Origin of the sequence: Aidingimonas halophila, from assembly GCF_900106955.1 — a bacterium.
GTDB classification, from domain to species: domain Bacteria; phylum Pseudomonadota; class Gammaproteobacteria; order Pseudomonadales; family Halomonadaceae; genus Aidingimonas; species Aidingimonas halophila.
Genome location: NZ_FNNI01000003.1, coordinates 36,619 through 56,536, shown reverse-complemented (window position 1 = coordinate 56,536; position 19,918 = coordinate 36,619). Strand labels below are relative to the sequence as shown.

Genomic DNA, 19,918 nt, shown 5'->3' with positions numbered 1-19,918 from the left:
ATGTGCTTTCGCAAGCCTATTTTCATGCTGCTCGTGTTGACCACCAGTCTTTCTGGTTGTGTCCCTCATGCAGAATACCGGGCTTACCAAGATCAGCTTGATGGGCATGATGTATTTCTTGTCAATGATAATAGAGTCAGAGTTGAGTCATCTAAGTATCCCGTGTTTTCTATCCGAGAGGTTCGTGAGGCTCCAAGGAGTAATGTCAATGATGATTGGGAAGGCGCGTATAATCCTCCTATTTTAATGGACTATAAGTGGGTGGTGACCCACTCATTTAACGGACGGTTTCTTATTCACTCAATAGAATATGATAGCGATTACTGCAAAGAACGCTTAGGCATGTCCGGTTCTAGACACTCTCGCCCTAAAAATTGTGCTATCGGTAAAAAAGGAGCTCCCAATAAAATTTATGTTTATGTTAGGCCTAATGGCGAAGCTTATGGCTGGCAATATATGCGTAATCAAGACTGGTATGTATTGCGGTCGGATAAGATCTCACGCTTCCGTATCGACGATAGCGGCGACTGGTCCGGCCAACCTTGGTTTGAATGCGTAGCGCGCTGCGACAAGCTGGAACGTATGTGGCGAGAGGAAGTAGAAGGTGGTGATCCGTTTGAGGTCAAGGTAGATAAAAAAGGAGAATTAAATGGTCTTTAGAATGTCAGGTTTTTCTGGAATATATGAGTTTATGAAAATAAAAGCATTTTTTAATAAGAGGGTCGTTTTGACCACAATGATACTGGTGGGTATTGCTGGGTGTGCTCCCGTTTCATACCAAGAAGTGCCGGAAGGTACGCCGCCTGAACAGTACGCGCGAATCACCTTAGGACCTGAGAATTTCTCCTTTAATCCTCTGACTATTCCGCATAGTTTAGCCATCGTCTGTGTGAATGGTCAGACCTTTAAAGGCCTTACAGGTGAGGCTTCGTCGATAAGCGATGCGATCGTTTCGCCCGGATTGAGTCATGTTAGGATCCGTTTGCAACGGGGGGTACGTCGTATGCCGATTGCTTCCTCGGTTTTATGGGTTGATGCCCAGCCGGGACATACCTATGTGGCAAAATTCAAGCTGGGAAGACGGTCCTTTCGTATATGGTTGGAGGATGAGGTCACAGGAGAGCGCGTAGGTGGTCTTCTGGGTTCCGAGCCTCGACCCTCGGAAGAAGGACGGCGTTGCATATGATTTTCAAACAGGGAGTCATGAAAGTAAAAGTTGTCGTCTATGTCGTTTTCATGTTGATTTTTCAGGGCTGTGCTGCGAATACGCCATATAAGGATTATGAGGGGGATCTCGGTCAGAACGAGCGAGCTAGACTAAAGGGGGCAGAGCTTGATAACCAAAATATATGTTCTTCAAGTCAGCCGATTTTCATGTTTGTGGAGGTTAATGGGCAGTCAACTTTTCGCCCGCAATTTGACTATAATCGCTGTCGGTATCCGACTGAATTACTTCTGAAACCCGGTGAGAATAAAATCAGAGCTCTTTATTCCTATAGCGGCTCGACGCACTTATTGAGGGCCTGCTTTATTGCTGAGCCCGGGAAAACTTATGAGCCGATAAGTATCGTAAGCGGATACGACATCGAGATGATTATTGTGGAGGATGTAACGGAATCGGCTATGGAAAAGAACCCAACGGCAGTTTCCGCAAGCACGACCACGTCGCATATAACTGCACAACATTGCTCCTGGTCATGAACATTCGATTATCTCGTGCGTGGCGGGAGCCTCTTGGCGCCAGTTATACTTGGGATCCAGCGGTGATGGCGGTAACCCGATTACATCATGGTAGAGAAGATCAGCAAGGCTTTGGTAGACCTCCTTGTCGATCCAACGAGTGGGCAGCCTTCCCTACTGCTCGATGCCTTCCTGAACCGCCCATACGGCGGCCTCGACGCGGGAGCGCAGGTTGAGTTTCTTGAGCAGGTGCTTGATATGGACCTTGACCGTGCCTTCAGTGATGTCGAGATTGCGGGCGATGCGTTTGTTGGACTGCCCGGCGACCAGTTCACGCAGGATCTCTCGTTCGCGCTGGGTCAGGTTACGGATATCCGGAGTGGCCGAGGCGCTGCGCTGGTTGCGCAGGGCTTCGGCAAGGATGGCGGTGAGCCGTTCACTGACGACCATGCGCCCCGATACTGCCTGGCGCAACTGGCGCACCATGTCATCCGGCTCCATGTCCTTTAACAGATACCCGTCGGCGCCGTTGCGTAGTACCGCGACGACGTCTTCTTCGCTATCGGAGATGGTGAAGACAACGATACGACCGGTAAAGCCGTCGGCGCGCAACCGTTGCAGGGTTTCGAGACCGCTGAGGCCGGGCATGTTGAGGTCCAGCAGGATGATATCGGGCTCGATGTCGGTCGCCAGCCGGATACCGGCCTCGGGATCGCCGGTTTCACCGATCAGGTCCAGATCGTCTTCCAGCTCCAATAGTTGCCTGATGCCTCGGCGCAGCAGCGGATGGTCGTCGATGATCAGAAGTGTTGCCGGGGTGTCGTCAACTGTCTGCGCCATGCCTGTATCAGCTCCTGTCGGTCGCGGCCATGAGGGAATCGTCACGGGTCGTTGTCTCGTTGATCAATCGCGCCGTTTGCGGCGTAAAGTCGAGAGCGATTCTGACACCTCTCGTGTCGCGATTGTAAAGGGCGAGCTCCCCTCCCAGGGTGTGGGCGCGATCACGCATGATGACGAGCCCGTAATGCTGGGATGCAGAGAGATCGTCGCCCAGCCCGATGCCGTCATCCTCGATATGCATCCTGAGACGTGCCTGTTCGAACCAGATGGTGACGGCCGCCCAATGAGCCTGCGCATGCTTGTGGGTATTGGCCAGGGCTTCCCGCACGATCTGCAGGACATGGATTTCTTCATTGGGGTTGAGCAAATAGGGTGGCACGTCGTAGTGCAGTTCCACCGGAAAGCCCAGACGTTCGGAGAATTCATCGACGGTCTGATGAATGACGGAATGCAGGCCGGGGCCATCGAGTTTCAGCCGGAAGGTCGTCAGCAATTCCCGTAGTTGACGATAAGCGCTGTTGAGCCCTGTGCGCAGTTCGTCGAAGACCGCTGCCTGGACGTCGCGTGGGGTCTCCTTGTCTTGCATGCGTTCCAGGCGGGCGACCTGGATCTTGAGATAGGAGAGCGACTGCGCCAATGAATCATGCAGTTCTCTGGCAATGATGGTGCGCTCGTTCATCAATGACACCTGTTGCTGGTGTTCGATGCGGCGCTGCAGATAAATGGCGGTCGCTAACTGGTCGCATAGGGTATTGAGCAGCCCTTTGCTGCTGGTGCTCAGGGGGTTCCGGCGGGAATGCCATACCTCCAGCGTGCCGAGTAACTCGCTGCCGACAGAGACCGGCAGCAACAGACACTCGGCGTCGCCGCTCTGCTTGAACTCGATGGGTTCGGGGTCGATCAGGCAAGCATGGCAGTCATGATCGCGGCAATACTCGGGGCGATGGGCAGAATGCGTGGCGAGAATCGGAATCTGGTGGCGATCGACCGGATCGTTCACGGACAGCTTGATCGGGCCGATGTCCAGTAGCGATTCGAGCTTGCGCAGCATGGGCGCGGCGCTGCTGCACAGGTCGTTGCCACCGCCATAAAGTGAGCGGCTGCCGTCGTGGAGTACCTGCATCACTCGGTTGCTGCGTTCCAGTTCCCGGGTCTTGTGAGAGACGCGGTCTTCCAGCTCTGCATAACTGGTGGCGAGTTCGCTGGCCATGGTATCGAAGGTCCGACCCAGCCGGGCGAGTTCGTCATCGCCCGTGAAACCGGTACGATGACGGAAGTTGCGTCGCGTGACTTCTTTCGCCGATACCATCAATTGACGCAAGGGGAAGATCAGGCGATGGCGGATATCGAACAGTACCACCACCATGACCGCGATCGTCAGGCCCAGGAACAGATACTGCAAACCGTGTAACAGGCCTATCTTGGATTCCGTGTGCGCTTCCAGTCGCGCCACCAGCGAATCGATTTCACTGACCTGATTGTCCAGAGGCGTTGCCAGCGAGGCGTGGGCTTGCCGGTCGCCATCGAGTATCGACTCGATGCGGGGACGCAGCGCCTCATGCCAGTGGGTCTGGATGCGGCGATATTGTTGCTGCAGACGATGCTCCTCCGAGGCAGGGAGGGCGGCCACGAGCGCCGTGTGTCCGAGACGCTCCTCGAAGCGATTCAGCAGATTCTCCACCTGCTCACGCGAGTCGGCATCCGGGCGTTGCCGATACTGCATGAGGGCGGATTCGATCTGAGTGGTGTTCATGCGCAGGGAGCCGGCGATATTGATCGCGGCGGCATCGCCCCGGCTGTCATCGGCGACCATGATGGTGACGACGATGCTGATCAGTGCCAGGGCGCTGATAGCGAGAATCGACGCCATGATGCGAGCCACCAGGGAGCGTTTCAGGGGTTTCATCGTTGGACGCTCCTGCGCAGAGATAAACGGCCTCGAGGGCTGTACCGGCTGATTATACCCTAGTAGGTGGAGGCTGCACGCTCAAAGATAGGGGATGGCGAACCTCAGTACGTGGTGACTCGGGGGCGCCATCACAACGCCAGCGGCAGGGTGTCGGCAAAACGGGACAGCGCCGGTGTCCAGGTCTCGGGTTTGGCGGCCACGAAGTAGGTATCGATTTCAGCGATGGATGGGGGGAGTTCCAGATAGTGGATGTCGAAGCGATACTGGTGCGCTTCTACGGTGGCTCGCGGCAGCACGGTGTATCCCATCCCGGCCGACACGCAGCCCAGCATGGCGTCCAGGCTGCCGAACTCGAACATCCGGACGGCCGAGACTCCATAAGAGGAAAGCAGCAACTCGATGCGTTGGCGGTAACTACACCCCTGGCGGAAGGCGAGGAACGTTGATGCCAGAAATTGTTGAGTCGTCGGCATATCGTCGAGCGGCTCGGGACCGACCAGTACCAGTTGCTCACTGAATGCCTTCAGCCCATGAAGACGGGGATGTTCCACCTGGCCAGCGACGAAGATGCAGTCCACGTGTCCCTCCAGGAGCCGTGTCACCAGGTCGGCGGTCGGCCCGGTTTGCAACTGGATGTCGACCTCGGGATGGTGCGCGTGGAAGGCGGTCAACAGTGGCGGCAGCCTTAGTGCGGTGGTGGTTTCCATCGCGCCGATGCGCAATCGTCCGCATGCTGTCTCATTCCCCTTGAACAGGGCCAGGGCTTCATCGTGAGCCGTCAGTATTCGTGCGGCGTACTCCACCAGAGCCAGGCCGGCTGTCGTCGGGCGGGTACGGCCGTTGCGATGAATGAGTTGCGCACCCAGTTCCTCTTCGAGCTTCTTGATATGGGCGGTCACATTCGACTGCACCGTGTGCAGGCGGTCAGCAGCGGCCATGAAACTACCGGTATCTGCCACTGCCATGAACAGGCGTAACGATTTCAATTGCATGATTCATCCCGGTTGTCAGATGATTCATCTCGATAAGAGATAACCAATATCACTATAAATCGTTTCCAACGAAATGTTCGAGTTGCGTAACCTGTGGTTATGTCAGGTCGTACTGGCAGGACAACGTCCGAACTTGCCCTGGAGGTATAGCGCTGCATCGCATGACGAACGTCAGGGATTTGCCCGCATTACTTACTGGAATCATGGCCACGCTTGCCGGTATCGGTGTGGCCCGTTTTGCCTACACCCCATTGTTGCCCGCGTTGATCCAGCAGGAATGGTTCAGCACCAGTCAGGCGGCCTATCTGGGGGCGGCCAACCTGCTCGGCTACTTGCTTGGTGCCTTGTCGGGTCATGCGCTTTCTGAACGTTTCCCCGCGCGTAGCGTGATTGGCGTGAGCTTTGCGGGAATTGCGCTGAGCTTCTTGTTCTGTGCAAGCCCGGCCAGCTTCGCATGGTTCTTCCTCTGGCGGTTGGTCTCGGGGCTTGCCGGTGCCGTCCTCATGGTCGTCGGCCCCTCGCTGGCGCTGTCGGTGACTCCCGCTGCGCGTCGGACGAGCGTCGGTGCCCTGGTCTTTACCGGCATCGGCCTGGGCGCCCTGCTTTCAGCCACGCTGGTGCCGGTCCTCCTGGAAGTCAGCCTGACGGTGACCTGGCTGGCCTTGGGGTTGCTCTCGCTGGTGGCGGGTATCGTCTGTGACCGGGGGCTAGTCGCGTTGCCGGCGGGGCCGGTGGCTCCTGCAGGTGAAGCGGGACAAGCTCGGCCCCGGGCAGGGCCGGCGCTGGTCGTATTGCTGGTGATCGTGGCGTATGCCCTGGATGCCGTGGGGTTCGTTCCCCATACCGTATTCTGGGTCGATTACCTGGCGCGTGAGCAAGGGTTAGGCACCCATGCCGCTTCTCTGCAATGGGCCATGTTCGGCATCGGGGCGGTATGTGGGCCGCTGATAGCCGCTTGCCTGGCACGGCGTTTGGGCTGGCATAACGGCCTGGCTCTGGCCTTCCTCGCCAAGGCAGTGGCAGTCGCCATGCCGCTGGCCTCCATAGCCATTGCAAGCCGCTCGATATCCTCATTCGTCGTTGGTGCCATGATCCCCGGCATCGTGGCACTGACGTCGGGAAGACTGGCGGAGCTGGTCGGCCCGGCCGCTCATAAGCGTCTTTGGGGCCGGGCCACGGCGGCGTTCGCCGCAGCACAGGCCATCGCCGGCTATGGCATGTCCGCACTGTACGATGCGCTGGGCTCGTATCTTTCACTATTCGCTATCGGCGGCTGTACGCTGGCCTGTGGCCTGGTTCTCGTGTTGCTGAGCCGGAGCGTGCAAGAACGCAAGGTTCGACCTTCCCCATTGCCCCGGAGACACTGATGGAACTCTTTCTGAATGCCACCTCACCCTATGCACGCGTGGTGCGAATCGTCGTGCTGGAGAAAGGTCTTTCGCATGCCGTCACCCTGCGCTGTTGCGATCCTTGGGCTGATGACGCCCCACTGCTGGCCGTCAATCCTGTTGGGCGGGTTCCGGCACTGGTAACCGATGAGGGAGTCACCTTGAGTGAATCGTCGTTGATTGCTCAATACCTGGATAGCGTCGGTAACGGTGACTCCTTGCTGCCACCATCCAGGCTGAGCGAGACACTGCATCTGGCGGGATTGGGACAGGGCTTGATGGATGCTGCCTTCACGACGGTAATCGCCCGCAAACATCAGGGCAAGGAAGCGGATGACACAGTCTTGGGCCGGAGGCGGCGGCGCGCCATCGAGCGCACCCTCGACCAACTCGAGCGGGAGGTGAATGACACCGCCTTACCCGTTGCCACCGCACTGGGTGAAATCGTCGTGACCGTGGCACTCGATTACCTGTCGTTTCGCCTTCCGGACCTCGATTGGTCACGGTCTCGCTCCCAGCTTCGCGAGTGGCGCGACCATGTGGCGCGCCGGGAAAGCTTCCAACGGACGGCGTTCATGTGAGGGGGTATAGGCGCCCTTGGCCCTCGTGATACTGGCAGCTACCTCCTTGTAGGTAGACCCCGGGTATATGGAGGTAACCGGGCAGCCATTCACCGGTCGATCCCCCAGAATCCTCATGCAGAAGCCGCACCAAGCGGTCACCTATTTGATGAGGAGTCTGGAGAGCGACCATGAGTCACTTCATCGACCGGCTGAATTTCTTCCGCAGAGCCCGTGAGCCTTTCGCCAATGAACACGGTGAAATGCGTGAAGAAGCGCGTGGCTGGGAGGACGGTTATCGCCAACGCTGGCAGCACGACAAGGTCGTACGCTCCACCCATGGGGTGAACTGTACCGGCTCATGCAGTTGGAAAATCTACGTCAAGAACGGCCTGGTCACCTGGGAGACCCAGCAGACCGACTACCCGCGCACCCGGCCCGACCTGCCCAACCACGAGCCGCGGGGGTGCCCGCGCGGGGCCAGCTACTCCTGGTACATCTACAGCGCCAATCGTCTCAAGTATCCACTGATCCGCAAGCCTCTGCTCACGCTATGGCGCGATGCCCTCGAGACGCATGGCGACCCGGTCGAGGCCTGGGCCTCGATCGTCGAGGATCCGGAGAAGACCAGGCAGTACAAGCGCGCCCGCGGCATGGGCGGCTTCGTGCGGGCCGGCTGGGACGAACTCAACGAACTGGTCGCGGCGTCGAACGTCTATACCGCCAAGCAGTATGGCCCGGACCGCATCATCGGTTTCTCGCCGATCCCTGCCATGTCGATGGTCAGCTATGCCGCCGGAAGTCGCTATCTGTCACTGATCGGCGGCGTGTGCATGAGCTTCTACGACTGGTACTGCGATTTACCGCCGGCCTCGCCGATGACCTGGGGCGAGCAGACCGACGTGCCGGAATCCGCCGATTGGTACAATTCCGGCTACATCATCGCCTGGGGCTCCAACGTACCCCAGACCCGCACGCCGGACGCTCACTTCTTCACCGAAGTGCGCTACAAGGGCACCAAGACGGTATCGATCACGCCTGATTATGCCGAGGTCTCCAAGCTCACCGACGAATGGCTCTCCGCCAAGCAGGGCACCGACGCCGCCCTGGGTATCGCCATGGGTCACGTCATCCTCAAGGAGTTCCACCTCGACAAGCCCAGTGCCTACTTCACCGACTATGTGCGCCGCTACACCGACATGCCGTGTCTGGTCGAGCTGGAATACCGCGAGGACGGCAGCTATGCACCCGGCCGCCAGCTACGGGCCAGCGACTTCGCCGACAATCTGGGCCAGGATAACAACCCCGAGTGGAAGACGCTGGCGTGGGACGAAACCCGCGATCAACTGGTCGTGCCGCGCGGCTCCATCGGCTTTCGCTGGGGCGAGCAGGAAGGCAACCAGGGCAAGTGGAATCTCGAACCTCTGGATGCCGATGGCACCGAGATCAGGCCGCTGCTGTCGTTCGTCGAGCAACACGACACGATAGCGAAGGTGGCTTTCCCCTACTTCGGTGGACTCAAGCACCAACACTTCGCCCATGTGGAGAACGACGGGGCCAGCGACGAGCTGCTGTTCCACAGCCTGCCGGTCAAGCGCCTCAAGAAGGCTGATGGCAGCGAGGTGCTGGCGGTGACCGTCTTCGATCTGATGTGCGCCAACTACGGCATCGATCGTGGGCTTGGCGAGGATGACGGCGCCACCGCCTACGACCAGGTCAAACCCTATACCCCGGCCTGGCAGGAAAAGATCACCGGTGTGCCCGCCGAACAATGTGCTCGCATCGCGCGTGAGTTCGCCGACAATGCTCACAAGACCCGCGGACGTAGCATGATTATCGTCGGTGCCGGCATGAACCACTGGTACCACATGGACATGAACTACCGCGGCCTGATCAACATGCTGGTCATGTGCGGCTGTATCGGCCAGAGTGGCGGCGGCTGGGCCCACTACGTGGGACAGGAGAAGCTGCGCCCGCAGACCGGCTGGCTGCCGCTGGCCTTCGGCCTGGACTGGACCCGCCCGCCGCGGCACATGAACTCCACTTCCTTCTTCTACAACCATTCCTCGCAGTGGCGCTACGAGAAGCTCGAGATCAAGGAGATCCTCTCGCCGCTGGCCAACCCGGCCGATTACCAGGGCAGCCTGATAGACTTCAACGTGCGCGCCGAGCGCATGGGCTGGCTGCCTTCCGCGCCGCAGCTCGATACCAACCCGCTGCGCCTGGCGGAAGCGGCCAAGAGTGCCGGCATGTCCACTGCCGATTATGTCGTCGATCAACTCAAGTGTGGCGACCTGCGATTTGCCGCCGAGGATCCGGACAACCCCCGGAACTTTCCCCGTAATCTGTTCATCTGGCGTTCCAACCTGCTGGGCAGCTCCGGAAAGGGCCATGAGTACATGCTCAAGTACCTGCTGGGGACGCGTCACGGCATCCAGGGCAAGGATCTCGGCGAAGATGGCCGACAGAAGCCCGAAGAGGTCGAATGGCATGAGACGGCTCCCGAGGGCAAACTCGACCTCCTGGTGACCCTGGATTTCCGCATGTCCACCACGTGCCTGTATTCGGATGTCGTGCTGCCGACGGCGACCTGGTACGAGAAGGACGACCTCAATACCTCCGATATGCACCCCTTCATCCATCCGCTGACCGCGGCCACCGACCCGGCCTGGGAGTCACGTAGCGACTGGGATATCTACAAGGGGATCGCCAGGGCCTTCTCCAACGTCTGTCAGGGGCATCTCGGCGTGGAGACCGATCTGGTCACCCTGCCACACCAGCACGACTCCCCCGCCGAACTGGCCCAGGTCGAGGTCAAGGACTGGAAGAAGGGCGAGTGCGAACCAGTACCGGGCAAGACGATGCCCAACCTCATCGAGATCCAGCGCGATTACCCGGCCACCTACGAGCGTTTCACCTCGTTGGGACCGGCCCTGGAGCGACTCGGCAATGGCGGCAAGGGCATCAGCTGGAATACGGACAAGGAAGTCGAACTGCTCGGCAAGCTCAACTACCGCAAGACCGAGGGGCCGGCCAAGGGACGCCCGTGCATCGAGAGCGCCATCGATGCGGCGGAAACAATTCTCACCCTGGCGCCGGAAACCAACGGCCAGGTGGCGGTGAAGGCCTGGGGGGCGCTATCGACGATCACCGGCCGCGAGCACGCACATCTCGCGCATCCCAAGGAAGAGGAGAAGATCCGCTTCCGCGATATCGTCGCCCAGCCGCGCAAGATCATCTCCAGTCCGACATGGTCCGGTCTCGAGGATGAGCATGTCTCCTACAACGCCGGCTATACCAACGTCCACGAGCTGATTCCGTGGCGCACCGTAAGCGGTCGTCAGCAGTTCTATCAGGATCACCCCTGGATGCGCGCTTTCGGTGAGAGTCTGCTGGTCTATCGACCCCCGATCGATACCAAGGCAGTGGCCAGCATCGCCGCGCCCAAGGGTAACGGCAATCCGGAAATCGCGCTCAACTGGATCACGCCGCATCAGAAATGGGGGATTCACTCCACCTACAGCGACAATCAACTGATGCAGACCCTGTCCCGGGGCGGCCCGATCGTGTGGCTCTCCGAGGAGGATGCCCGCTCCATCGGTGTCGAGGACAACGACTGGATCGAGCTCTACAACGCCAACGGCGCCATCGCGGCTCGTGCGGTGGTCAGTCAGCGGGTCAAGAACGGCATGGTGATGATGTACCACGCTCAGGAGCGGATTCTGAACATGCCGGGCTCCGAGATCACCGGTACCCGGGGTGGCATTCACAACTCGGTGACCCGGGTGTGCCCCAAGCCGACTCACATGATCGGCGGTTACGCGCAGTTGGCCTACAGCTTCAATTACTACGGCACCGTCGGCTCCAATCGCGACGAATTCGTCATCGTGCGCAAGATGCGGCATATCGACTGGCTGGATGGCGAGGGCAATGACTACGAGCAGGAGGCCGTCAAATGAAGATTCGTTCCCAGGTAGGCATGGTCCTCAATCTGGACAAATGCATCGGGTGTCACACCTGCTCGGTGACCTGCAAGAACGTCTGGACCAGTCGTGAAGGCATGGAGTACGCCTGGTTCAATAACGTCGAGACCAAGCCAGGCATCGGCTATCCCAAGGAGTGGGAGAATCAGCAGAAGTGGAAGGGCGGCTGGCTGCGGCGCAAGGATGGCCGGATCGAGCCGCGCATCGGCGGCAAGTGGCGGGTGCTGGCGAACATCTTCGCCAACCCGGACCTGCCGGAGATCGACGACTACTACGAGCCGTTCACCTTCGACTACGAGCACCTGCACACCGCCAGGCAGGGCGAGCACCAGCCCACGGCGCGGCCGCGTTCGCTGATCTCCGGACAGCGCATGAACAAGATCGAGTGGGGCCCCAACTGGGAGGAGATTCTCGGCACCGAGTTCGCCAAACGCCGCAAGGACTCGAATTTCGAGCAGATACAAGCCGATATCTACGGCCAGTTCGAGAACACCTTCATGATGTACCTGCCACGGCTGTGCGAGCACTGCCTGAATCCGACCTGCGTGGCGAGCTGCCCGAGTGGAGCGATCTACAAGCGCGAAGAAGACGGCATCGTCCTGATCGATCAGGACAAGTGCCGTGGCTGGCGGATGTGCATCTCCGGCTGCCCCTACAAGAAGATCTACTATAACTGGAAGACCGGCAAATCCGAGAAGTGCATCTTCTGCTATCCGCGTATCGAGTCGGGCCAGCCGACCATCTGCTCGGAAACCTGTGTGGGTCGCATCCGCTATCTCGGCGTACTGCTCTATGATGCCGACCGTATCGAGGAAGTGGCTGCGTCACCCGATGAGCAGGATCTCTATCATCGCCAGCGCGACATCTTTCTCGATCCCAACGATCCCGAAGTGATCGCCCAGGCAAGAGAAGACGGCATCGAGGAGAACGTGATTGCCGCCGCCCAGGCCAGCCCGGTCTACAAGCTGGCCATGGACTGGGGGTTGGCGCTGCCGTTGCACCCCGAATATCGCACCCTGCCGATGGTGTGGTACGTACCGCCTTTGTCGCCGATCCAATCCGCCGCCGAGGCCGGTCATGTCGAGTACGACGGTGTCCTGCCGAAGATCGAGTCGCTGCGTATCCCGGTGCGTTATCTGGCCAACATGCTCACGGCCGGCGAGGAAGCTCCGGTGGTACTGGCGCTCAAGCGTCTCATGGCGATGCGGGTCTACATGCGTGGCAAGCATGTAGAGGGTGACGCCGACACCGATGTGCTGGCGCAAGTGGGCTTGAGCGAAGCGCAGGTGGAGGCGATGTATCGTTACCTGGCCATCGCCAACTACGAGGATCGCTTCGTGATTCCCACCAGCCACCGTGAACTGGCCACCGATGCCTTCCCCGAGCGCGGCGGCTGCGGTTTCAGTTTCGGTGACGGTTGCCACGGTGGCGACAGTGCCACCAGCCTCTTTGGTGGGCGCAGCCAGACCACGACACTGGTCCAGCCCGTCGATGTCTACGACCCACGTGCCGAAGACGGGGAGGCGCGTCATGGATGAGATGAACCGTCCCCGGATTCGCGGCATGCTCAGTCTGCGCGTGCTGGCGCGGCTCCTCGATTACCCCACCGACGAGTTGCAGGAGGCCATGCCCGAGATGATCGACATTCTCGGGTCGGAACGGCGTTGGGCGGAGTCATTGCGTACCGCGCTCATCGACTGGTGCCGGCGGCTGGGCACGGCGGACCTGCTGGACTGGCAGGCCGACTACGTGGCGCTGTTCGATCGCGGTCGTAGTACATCGCTGCTGCTGTTCGAACATGTACACGGCGAATCCCGCGACCGCGGCCAGGCGATGGTCGATCTGATGGCCGAGTACAGCGCCGCCGGGTTTGAACTCGACGCCCATGAGTTGCCGGATTACCTGCCGTTGTTCCTGGAATACCTGTCGACGCGCCCGGAGAACGAGATCGGTCGCTGGCTGGGCGAGATCCGCCATATCCTGGCGCTGCTGGCCGCGCGCCTGGACGAGCGCGATACCGGCTATGCCCGGCTGATCATCGCCTTGTTGGCATTGATTGGAGCGGAGTGGGATATCGATGCCCACCGCCCCGAGGTGCAGGAGGAGACTCCCGACCATACCCCCGAGGCGCTGGACGCTGTCTGGGAGGAAGAGGCGGTGCGGTTTTCCGCCGAATCCGACCAGGATTGCGCCCTGCAGTCCGCCGAAGGACGGCGGCTGGCGGAGCGCAAGCGCGACGTACCCAGTCAGGCCGTGCATATCATGCCGCCCGGCGGGGATGCATCGTCCACGGCCACTCATTGATGGGAGACACCCCATGTTTGCCGAGTATCTGCAACACCTGATCTATGGTTACTACCCCTATCTGGCCGGCACCGTCTTCCTGGTCGGTAGTCTGTTGCGTTTCGATCATGGCCAGTACACCTGGAAAACCGGCTCCAGCCAGATGCTGTCCTCGAAGCACATGCGGCTGGCCAGCAACCTCTTCCATATCGGTATCATCGTGATCTTCTTCGGCCACTTGTTCGGCATGCTGACGCCCCATTGGGTCTATGCCCCTTTCCTGTCGCCGGGAACCAAGCAGATTCTGGCGATCGTCATCGGTGGGATTGCCGGCGTGTTGTGTATCGTGGGAGGCGCCATGTTGTTGTACCGCCGCCTGTTCAACCCGAGGGTCCGTGCCTCGTCAGGCTTCATGGACACCCTGATTCTGGCGATCCTGGTCTTCCAGGCAGGGCTGGGGCTGGTGACGGTGTTCTTCTCCCTGGGGCATCTCGACGGTGAGATGATGCTGACGCTGGCGTCCTGGGCGCAGGCCATCGTGTTCTTCGGCGGGGGAGCCGCGGATTACATGACCGAGGTGTCGTGGATCTACAAGCTCCATATCTTCCTGGGGTTGACCATCATCCTGCTGTTTCCCTTTACGCGTCTGGTGCATGTGTGGAGTGCCCCGTTGGGGTATGTGACCCGGCGCTACCAACTGGTACGTAAGCGGGGCTGAGAATGTGGCAGGGACTCGGGCTTTCCCGGCGACAGGCCTACGAGCGGGGCCGGCCCACCGGGGGCAAGCCGAAGAGGAGGTCCTTCACCATGGATGGTGAAGGTAGCGCCCAGGGAGGGGTTCACAGCGCCTCCTCGCAGGCTTGTCGACGGGGTAGCCCCGAGCGGTACCGCGAGTCTAAATAGAATAGTCTGCTGCACGGGACCAGGAGTTGACCATGCAAATGATCGAGATAGAACAGATTCCTGGCGGTGCCACGCCACCGCCCATCCGGGTCGGCGAGGCCACCATCGGGGAGGACGCCATCGCTCGTGAGATGCAGTATCACCCGGCGGATTCCGCCGGCAGTGCCCAGTTCAAGGCGGCGCGCGCCCTGGTGGTGCGCGAACTGCTGCGCCAGCGCATCGAGGCCCTGAGGGGGACTGACTTGCCCGATGACCGTATCGATGACGAGGACACGGCGATCGCCGCCTTGCTGGACCGGGAGCTGGACGTCCCCGAGCCCTCCGAAGCGGATTGCCACCGCTTCTATCGCTCGCATCCCGAGCGCTTCAGCGAACCCACGCAACTGCGCGTCCGCCATATCCTGCTGGCGGCGGCGCCGGATGATGCCGAAGCACGGGACGCCGGCTACCGGCAGGGTGAAGCGTTGATCCGGTCGCTGCATGAGGCGCCTGAACGGTTCACCGAACTGGCCCAGCGCCATTCGGCTTGTCCCTCAAAGGATGAAGGCGGTGAACTTGGCTGGCTGGTGCCGGGACAGACGGTCGGTGAACTGGATCGTGCCTTGCAGCATCTGCCCGAGGGGTTGCACAGTCGCCCGCTGGCATCACGCTATGGCTGGCATGTCGTCAGTATCGATGAACGCATCGAGGGAGAATTGCTGACCTATGAATCGGTGGCCGTTCATGTGCGTCATACACTCCGCGAGCAAGCGACCCGGCGCGCCCTGCGTCATTATCTGCTGGCGCTTGAAGCGGATATCGGCGTCGAAGGCGTTTCACTCGATGACGATGCCGGCGGCATGCTGATGCAGTGAGACGGCGTGTTGCGCTTTCCGCCCACCGTCGTTTTCTGGCATATTGCGTGATCGATTATCACAGATGCCCCAGTAATGGAGCAGTCACGCAATGCACGACGTCGCAAATGAAAACGATGTCTGGGTATTCGGCTATGGGTCGCTGATCTGGAAGGCGGATTTCCCTTACCACGAGCGGCGGCCGGCATATATCCATGGTTGGACGCGTCGTTTCTGGCAGGGCTCTCATGATCATCGCGGTACACCCGAATCACCGGGGCGTGTCGTTACCCTGATACGCGAGCCCGGTGCCGTATGCCATGGCATGGCCTACCGTATCTCGGCCGAGACGCTGGGCCCGCTGGATGTGCGCGAAAAGAACGGCTATCTCCGCGAGGTTACGCCGTTGCACTTTACGGATGGTGAGCAGGCCGAGGGCCTGGTCTATATCGCCACCGACGCCAACCCCGCCTTCCTGGGCGCGGCATCGTACGATGCCATGGCCCGGCACATTGCGGATTCCCATGGCCCGAGCGGCCCCAACAGCGATTACCTGCTGAATCTCGCCGATGCGCTACGCGCCATGGGTGTCGAGGATGTTCACGTCTTCACGCTGGCGGAAACCCTGGAAGCCCGTATCGCCGATGACCCTCGACCCGTGTAAGCCGATGGCGGCATTCGATGTTGACGGATACGGGGCGAGGCTCAGTCTCATGCGATCAGCCTCAGACACTGGCCTGCATGGTAGAGCGTGAATCCACTTTCATAGGCGGAACGCCATAGCGAGGCTGCCCTGATTGGGGTGGTGAGGCAGCCTGTACCCCATTCATGATCGGATGGCATTGACCGGGATGCTGTTCTTACTGGGTTGCGAAATCCCGTGGCGAGGAAACGAGGTGTGGTCGGACGTAACTTAGTGGCTCCACCTGTTAGAAGGCTCAGCGATATCTCACCGACGAGGCCCGTGGAATCAAGCTGGGCATAGCGCGCCTGATACAGGACGATCCTGCGGGCTGCTCCCTTAACAGTAGTTCTATCGCCTGTTGAGCGATGTAATCAAAAGGGATATGAACCGAGGTTAGCGGAATTGGAAGCCGGCCTGCCAGTGGAATGTCGTTGTAGCCAACTAGTGAGAGCGATGCACCGATGTCGATGTCGAGGCGGTGTGCGGCGGCCATGACGCCGATTGCGAGATTGTCATTGACCGCGAAGATCGCCGAGGGCTGCTCGTGTTGGGAGAGAATGTCAAAACCAGCCGTCTCTCCCGATTCAATACCGAAGCCAGATTCCACCACCCAAGCCTCGCGCACGGGGATGCCCGCCTCTTGCATCGCGCGGCGAAACCCCTCCTGGCGATCCCGTGCCGTGGAAGTGAAGCTTGGCCCGGCGACCAGTCCGATATCGCGGTGACCGAGGTCGAGCAGATGTCGGGTAGCGAGATATCCGCCTTGGGTATCATCGCCCAGCGACGAGGGGCTGGTGCCATCGGTGCGCAACACTAGGGAGTGCTGCACTCCCTGATCGCGCAGTCGCGAGGGTAGCTGATCGTCGAGCCGACTGGTGGCCAGGATCAATCCGTCTACACGTCGATTCAGCAGTGACTCGGCGGCTTGGCGTTCACTCTCAGGATCGTCGCCGCAGGTCGCCACAATAGTGAAATAGTGACGCTCCTGAGCGGCTCGGGAAATTGCCTCATAGATGAGAGCCATGACGGTGTCGCTCAATCGAGGTACCAGTACGCCGATAGTACCGGTGCCGCCACGACGCAGGCTGGAAGCGAGTATGTCTCGCTTGTAGCCGAGCTCTTCTGCGGCCTGCCTGACCCGCTGGGCTGCGGGGCTCTTGGAAGGCGGCAGCCGTTCGTCAAGAACACGAGAAACGGTCGACGTGCTTACACCAGCTGCCTTGGCAACGTCATGCAGGGTTATCGGTTTGTCATTCATCAGTGTACTTGTCCATGAGGCGAAGTGTTCAGCGAGTTCGAGTTTCAGCATCTTTTGTTCACCGATGCCAGCATGAACGATTCTAGCGATTCGGGCGCGATCTTATAAGCAAGGTGTCGACAATGGGGACACCGCGCAGGGAATTCGTTCCTCACGACGTTTTTCGACATTTTTAGACTAACGTCGACTTTGAGAGCAGAAGGTTTGGTGGAACCATTTGCAAACGTTCCCAGTAACGTTATCACATATGCGCAAAAGAGGATTCCCCATGTCTCTCGATCTCAGAGGTCTGACACCCGCACCGGTTACCCCCTTCACCCGCGATGGCGAAATCGACTATGCCGGCATCAAGAAACTTGGTTCCTGGCTAGGGGGCATTGACGGTGTCAAAGGGCTGGTTGTTTTGGGTCATGCCGGGGAAGGCACTTTCCTGACGTCCGATGAACAGACACGGGTCATTGAAGCTTTCGTCGAGTCGGTCAAGGGTGAGGTCCCGATCATCGCCGGAATCACACGCGAAGGCGATTACGTTGCCGCCGAAGAGGCGAAGCGAGCGGTTAAGGCAGGCGCTACCGCGGGCCTGGTCTATCCGTCTCACGGCTGGCTGCGTTTCGGCTACCAGGAAGGCGCCCCCCAGGAGCGCTACCGTCGCATCCACGAAGAAAGCGGCTTGCCGCTGATCTTGTTCCAGTATCCGGATAACACCAAGGCGACCTACAATCTCCAGACTCAGCTCGATATCGTATCGCAGCCGGGCGTCTTCGCCATGAAGAACGGCGTGCGGAACATGAAGCGTTGGGACACCGAAATCCCTGTGATTCGTGCTGAGTATCCAGAACTGCAAATCCTGACGTGTCACGATGAATATCTGCTGCACACCATGTTCGACGTCGATGGTGCATTGGTCGGTTATGGTGGTATCGCGCCGGAACCGCTGATTGAGATGATCAAGGCCGGCAAGGCTCAGGATTACGCCAAGGCGCGCGAATTGCACGATCGTCTGCTGCCAGTAACCAAAAACGTTTACCACCGCGGCTCCCACATGGAAGGAACCGTGGCCCTCAAGTGGGCGCTTGTCGCTCGGGGTATTCTCGATAACGCTACCGTGCGTGCACCACTACGTCCTCTCGCCGAAGGCGCGGACAAACAGATCGCCGACGCCATGCATCAAGCGAAATTGGTCTGATCGCGTTTGGCTGGTTGTCGCTCAGAGATCGGCTCCCTCGGTGATGCCACAAGTGCATCACCGTCTCGCCAGACTCATCCATTCCCTATTCCTATAAAAAGAGCTATCAGGAGCGCGTGATGAACACAGACACTAAGCGGGACTCCGAATCGCTGGTATCGTCGACGACACTCAGTCGGTCCCGGTTTTCTCTGTCGGTTCCACAAATGCTCGCCCTCATGGGGCCTGCATTTGTGGCTGGTGCCTGGCGCTTTGGCCCGGGTGCACTAACATCCGCCGTCCAGGCCGGTAGCCAATACGGCTACGTGCTGCTCTGGGTGATTATTGTGTCGGCAGTGCTCATGTTCGTTTTCAACGACATGGCGGTTCGTCTTGGGCTGGCTTCAGGCGACTCAGTCGTCGCCGTGACCAAACAGAAACTGGGCCGGGCGGTCGGTGTGATGGCGGGGTTCGGCGTGTTCGCGATCACGTTAATGTTCGCCGTCGGCAATGCAGTGGGTTCAGGTCTGGCGTTGAGCCTGCTACTGGGAGGTTCGGTGGTCGGCTGGACGATCGCTTGCACCGTCGCAGTGGGACTTCTCATCGCTATGCGTAACACCTACAAGGTGATGGAGCGACTGCTGGTGGCCCTGATCGGGTTGATGTCGGTCGGCTTTCTCGCCTCGACGATTCTCAGCGATCCTAACTGGGTGGCCGCTGCCAAGGGGCTGGTACCGAAGATTCCTGCCGAGGCCGGCGTATTACTGATTGCGCTCATCGGGACCAATTTTTCGATCAACTCGGCTTTCTATACCGGTTACGCCATCCATGAGAGGCAGCTCAAGCGGGAACAGTATCGCGCCATCACGTTGATGGACACCCTGCCGGGCAATGTGGCGACTGCCTTCATGGCGATGCTGATCATCATCGTGGCTTCCGCTGTGCTCAACTCGACCGGTACCGTTGCGACCACCTTCCCGCAGTTGGCAAGCGTCCTCGAGCCGCTCGCTGGTCGGCTAGGTTCGATCCTGTTCGGTCTGGGCTTTTTTGCCGCGGCTTTCTCCTCGATGGCGGCCAATGCCTCGGCGGGGGGAACACTACTGGCGGACGCGTTGGGCTGGAACAGTAGTCTCTCGACCTGGCGAGTCAAACTGCTTGTTTACGGAGTGCTGGGTTGGGGCGCGGCGGTAACCGTGGTGTCCAAGGGGTCTCCCATCGAGTTGATCATCATCGCTCAGGCGTTGACCGTTCTGGTGGCACCGTTCCTCGGCATCATCCTTTTCCTGCTGACGCAGCGTCGCGACGTTATGGGCGATCTCAAGAACGGCCCGTGGCAGACCCTGTTCGCACTCCTGGGGCTGGTTGCCATCTTTGCTATCTCTTTCCGGCTCGTTCTCAAACTCTTCGGCTGAGTCGAAATACGATTCCAATTCCAATAA

The 19,918-nt window shown here is 59.6% G+C and carries 17 protein-coding genes; 13 read left to right on the top strand and 4 right to left on the bottom strand.

All coding sequences use genetic code 11. The annotated features are described in order from the left end of the window. From BLW01_RS18350 to BLW01_RS06220, 3 genes are read left to right on the top strand one after another with little or no spacing between them, the layout of a single operon-like run. The gene (locus BLW01_RS18350) at positions 1–660 is read left to right on the top strand and encodes a hypothetical protein (protein WP_139243919.1); all 660 of its coding nucleotides are present in this window, start codon (positions 1–3) and stop codon (positions 658–660) included. Continuing rightward, a complete protein-coding gene (locus BLW01_RS06225) occupies positions 650–1,186 on the top strand; it encodes a hypothetical protein (RefSeq protein WP_092568650.1) in 537 nt (178 codons plus the stop codon). Before BLW01_RS18350 ends, BLW01_RS06225 begins: the two co-directional genes overlap by 11 nt. Continuing rightward, a complete protein-coding gene (locus BLW01_RS06220) occupies positions 1,183–1,701 on the top strand; it encodes a hypothetical protein (protein WP_092568649.1) in 519 nt (172 codons plus the stop codon). The genes BLW01_RS06225 and BLW01_RS06220 overlap by 4 nt, the downstream gene beginning before the upstream one ends. 153 nt (positions 1,702–1,854) lie before the next feature. Here the strand turns inward: BLW01_RS06220 and narL are convergent, their stop codons facing one another. From narL to BLW01_RS06205, 3 genes are all read right to left on the bottom strand, one after another. Then, on the bottom strand, positions 1,855–2,520 hold the full coding sequence (narL, locus tag BLW01_RS06215) for a two-component system response regulator NarL (RefSeq protein ID WP_092568648.1): 666 nt from the start codon (positions 2,518–2,520) through the stop codon (positions 1,855–1,857). A 7-nt stretch (positions 2,521–2,527) separates the two neighbouring features. Further along, positions 2,528–4,426, bottom strand: a complete 1,899-nt coding sequence (locus BLW01_RS06210) for a type IV pili methyl-accepting chemotaxis transducer N-terminal domain-containing protein (RefSeq protein WP_092568647.1) — start codon at positions 4,424–4,426, stop codon at positions 2,528–2,530. A gap of 131 nt (positions 4,427–4,557) precedes the next feature. Next, positions 4,558–5,421: a LysR family transcriptional regulator gene (locus tag BLW01_RS06205; RefSeq protein ID WP_092568646.1), complete on the bottom strand. Its 864-nt coding sequence runs from the start codon at positions 5,419–5,421 to the stop codon at positions 4,558–4,560. A gap of 203 nt (positions 5,422–5,624) precedes the next feature. Between BLW01_RS06205 and BLW01_RS06200 the strand changes: the two genes are divergently transcribed. From BLW01_RS06200 to BLW01_RS06165, 8 genes are all read left to right on the top strand, one after another. Next, complete coding sequence (locus tag BLW01_RS06200; protein ID WP_229806429.1) at positions 5,625–6,788, top strand: YbfB/YjiJ family MFS transporter; 1,164 nt, start codon at positions 5,625–5,627, stop codon at positions 6,786–6,788. After that, positions 6,788–7,390, top strand: coding sequence for a glutathione S-transferase N-terminal domain-containing protein (locus BLW01_RS06195; protein ID WP_092568644.1), 603 nt, complete (start codon positions 6,788–6,790; stop codon positions 7,388–7,390). Before BLW01_RS06200 ends, BLW01_RS06195 begins: the two co-directional genes overlap by 1 nt. A 170-nt stretch (positions 7,391–7,560) precedes the next feature. Then, entirely contained in the window at positions 7,561–11,328 is a 3,768-nt protein-coding gene (locus BLW01_RS06190; protein WP_092568643.1) for a nitrate reductase subunit alpha, read from the top strand. Further along, the gene (narH, locus tag BLW01_RS06185; RefSeq protein ID WP_092568642.1) at positions 11,325–12,890 is read left to right on the top strand and encodes a nitrate reductase subunit beta; all 1,566 of its coding nucleotides are present in this window, start codon (positions 11,325–11,327) and stop codon (positions 12,888–12,890) included. The genes BLW01_RS06190 and narH overlap by 4 nt, the downstream gene beginning before the upstream one ends. Continuing rightward, positions 12,883–13,656, top strand: coding sequence for a nitrate reductase molybdenum cofactor assembly chaperone (narJ, locus tag BLW01_RS06180; protein ID WP_229806428.1), 774 nt, complete (start codon positions 12,883–12,885; stop codon positions 13,654–13,656). The genes narH and narJ overlap by 8 nt, the downstream gene beginning before the upstream one ends. A gap of 13 nt (positions 13,657–13,669) precedes the next feature. Beyond that, positions 13,670–14,353: a respiratory nitrate reductase subunit gamma gene (gene narI, locus BLW01_RS06175; protein WP_092568641.1), complete on the top strand. Its 684-nt coding sequence runs from the start codon at positions 13,670–13,672 to the stop codon at positions 14,351–14,353. A 217-nt stretch (positions 14,354–14,570) separates the two neighbouring features. Next, the gene (locus BLW01_RS06170; RefSeq protein WP_092568640.1) at positions 14,571–15,392 is read left to right on the top strand and encodes a peptidylprolyl isomerase; all 822 of its coding nucleotides are present in this window, start codon (positions 14,571–14,573) and stop codon (positions 15,390–15,392) included. Between the two features lie 91 nt (positions 15,393–15,483). Further along, positions 15,484–16,035 carry a gamma-glutamylcyclotransferase gene (locus BLW01_RS06165; protein WP_092568639.1) on the top strand — a complete coding sequence of 184 codons (552 nt, stop codon included), beginning with the start codon at positions 15,484–15,486 and terminating at the stop codon, positions 16,033–16,035. A gap of 274 nt (positions 16,036–16,309) precedes the next feature. On the opposite strand, the gene BLW01_RS06160 is transcribed toward BLW01_RS06165, so the two are convergent. Beyond that, positions 16,310–17,365, bottom strand: coding sequence for a LacI family DNA-binding transcriptional regulator (locus BLW01_RS06160; protein WP_092568638.1), 1,056 nt, complete (start codon positions 17,363–17,365; stop codon positions 16,310–16,312). A 217-nt stretch (positions 17,366–17,582) separates the two neighbouring features. Here BLW01_RS06160 and BLW01_RS06155 point away from each other — a divergent pair, with 217 nt between their 5' ends. Both BLW01_RS06155 and BLW01_RS06150 read left to right on the top strand, forming a co-directional pair. Continuing rightward, positions 17,583–18,500 carry a dihydrodipicolinate synthase family protein gene (locus BLW01_RS06155; protein ID WP_092568637.1) on the top strand — a complete coding sequence of 306 codons (918 nt, stop codon included), beginning with the start codon at positions 17,583–17,585 and terminating at the stop codon, positions 18,498–18,500. Between the two features lie 119 nt (positions 18,501–18,619). After that, positions 18,620–19,891, top strand: a complete 1,272-nt coding sequence (locus tag BLW01_RS06150; RefSeq protein ID WP_092568636.1) for an Nramp family divalent metal transporter — start codon at positions 18,620–18,622, stop codon at positions 19,889–19,891. The last annotated feature ends 27 nt before the right edge of the window (positions 19,892–19,918 follow it).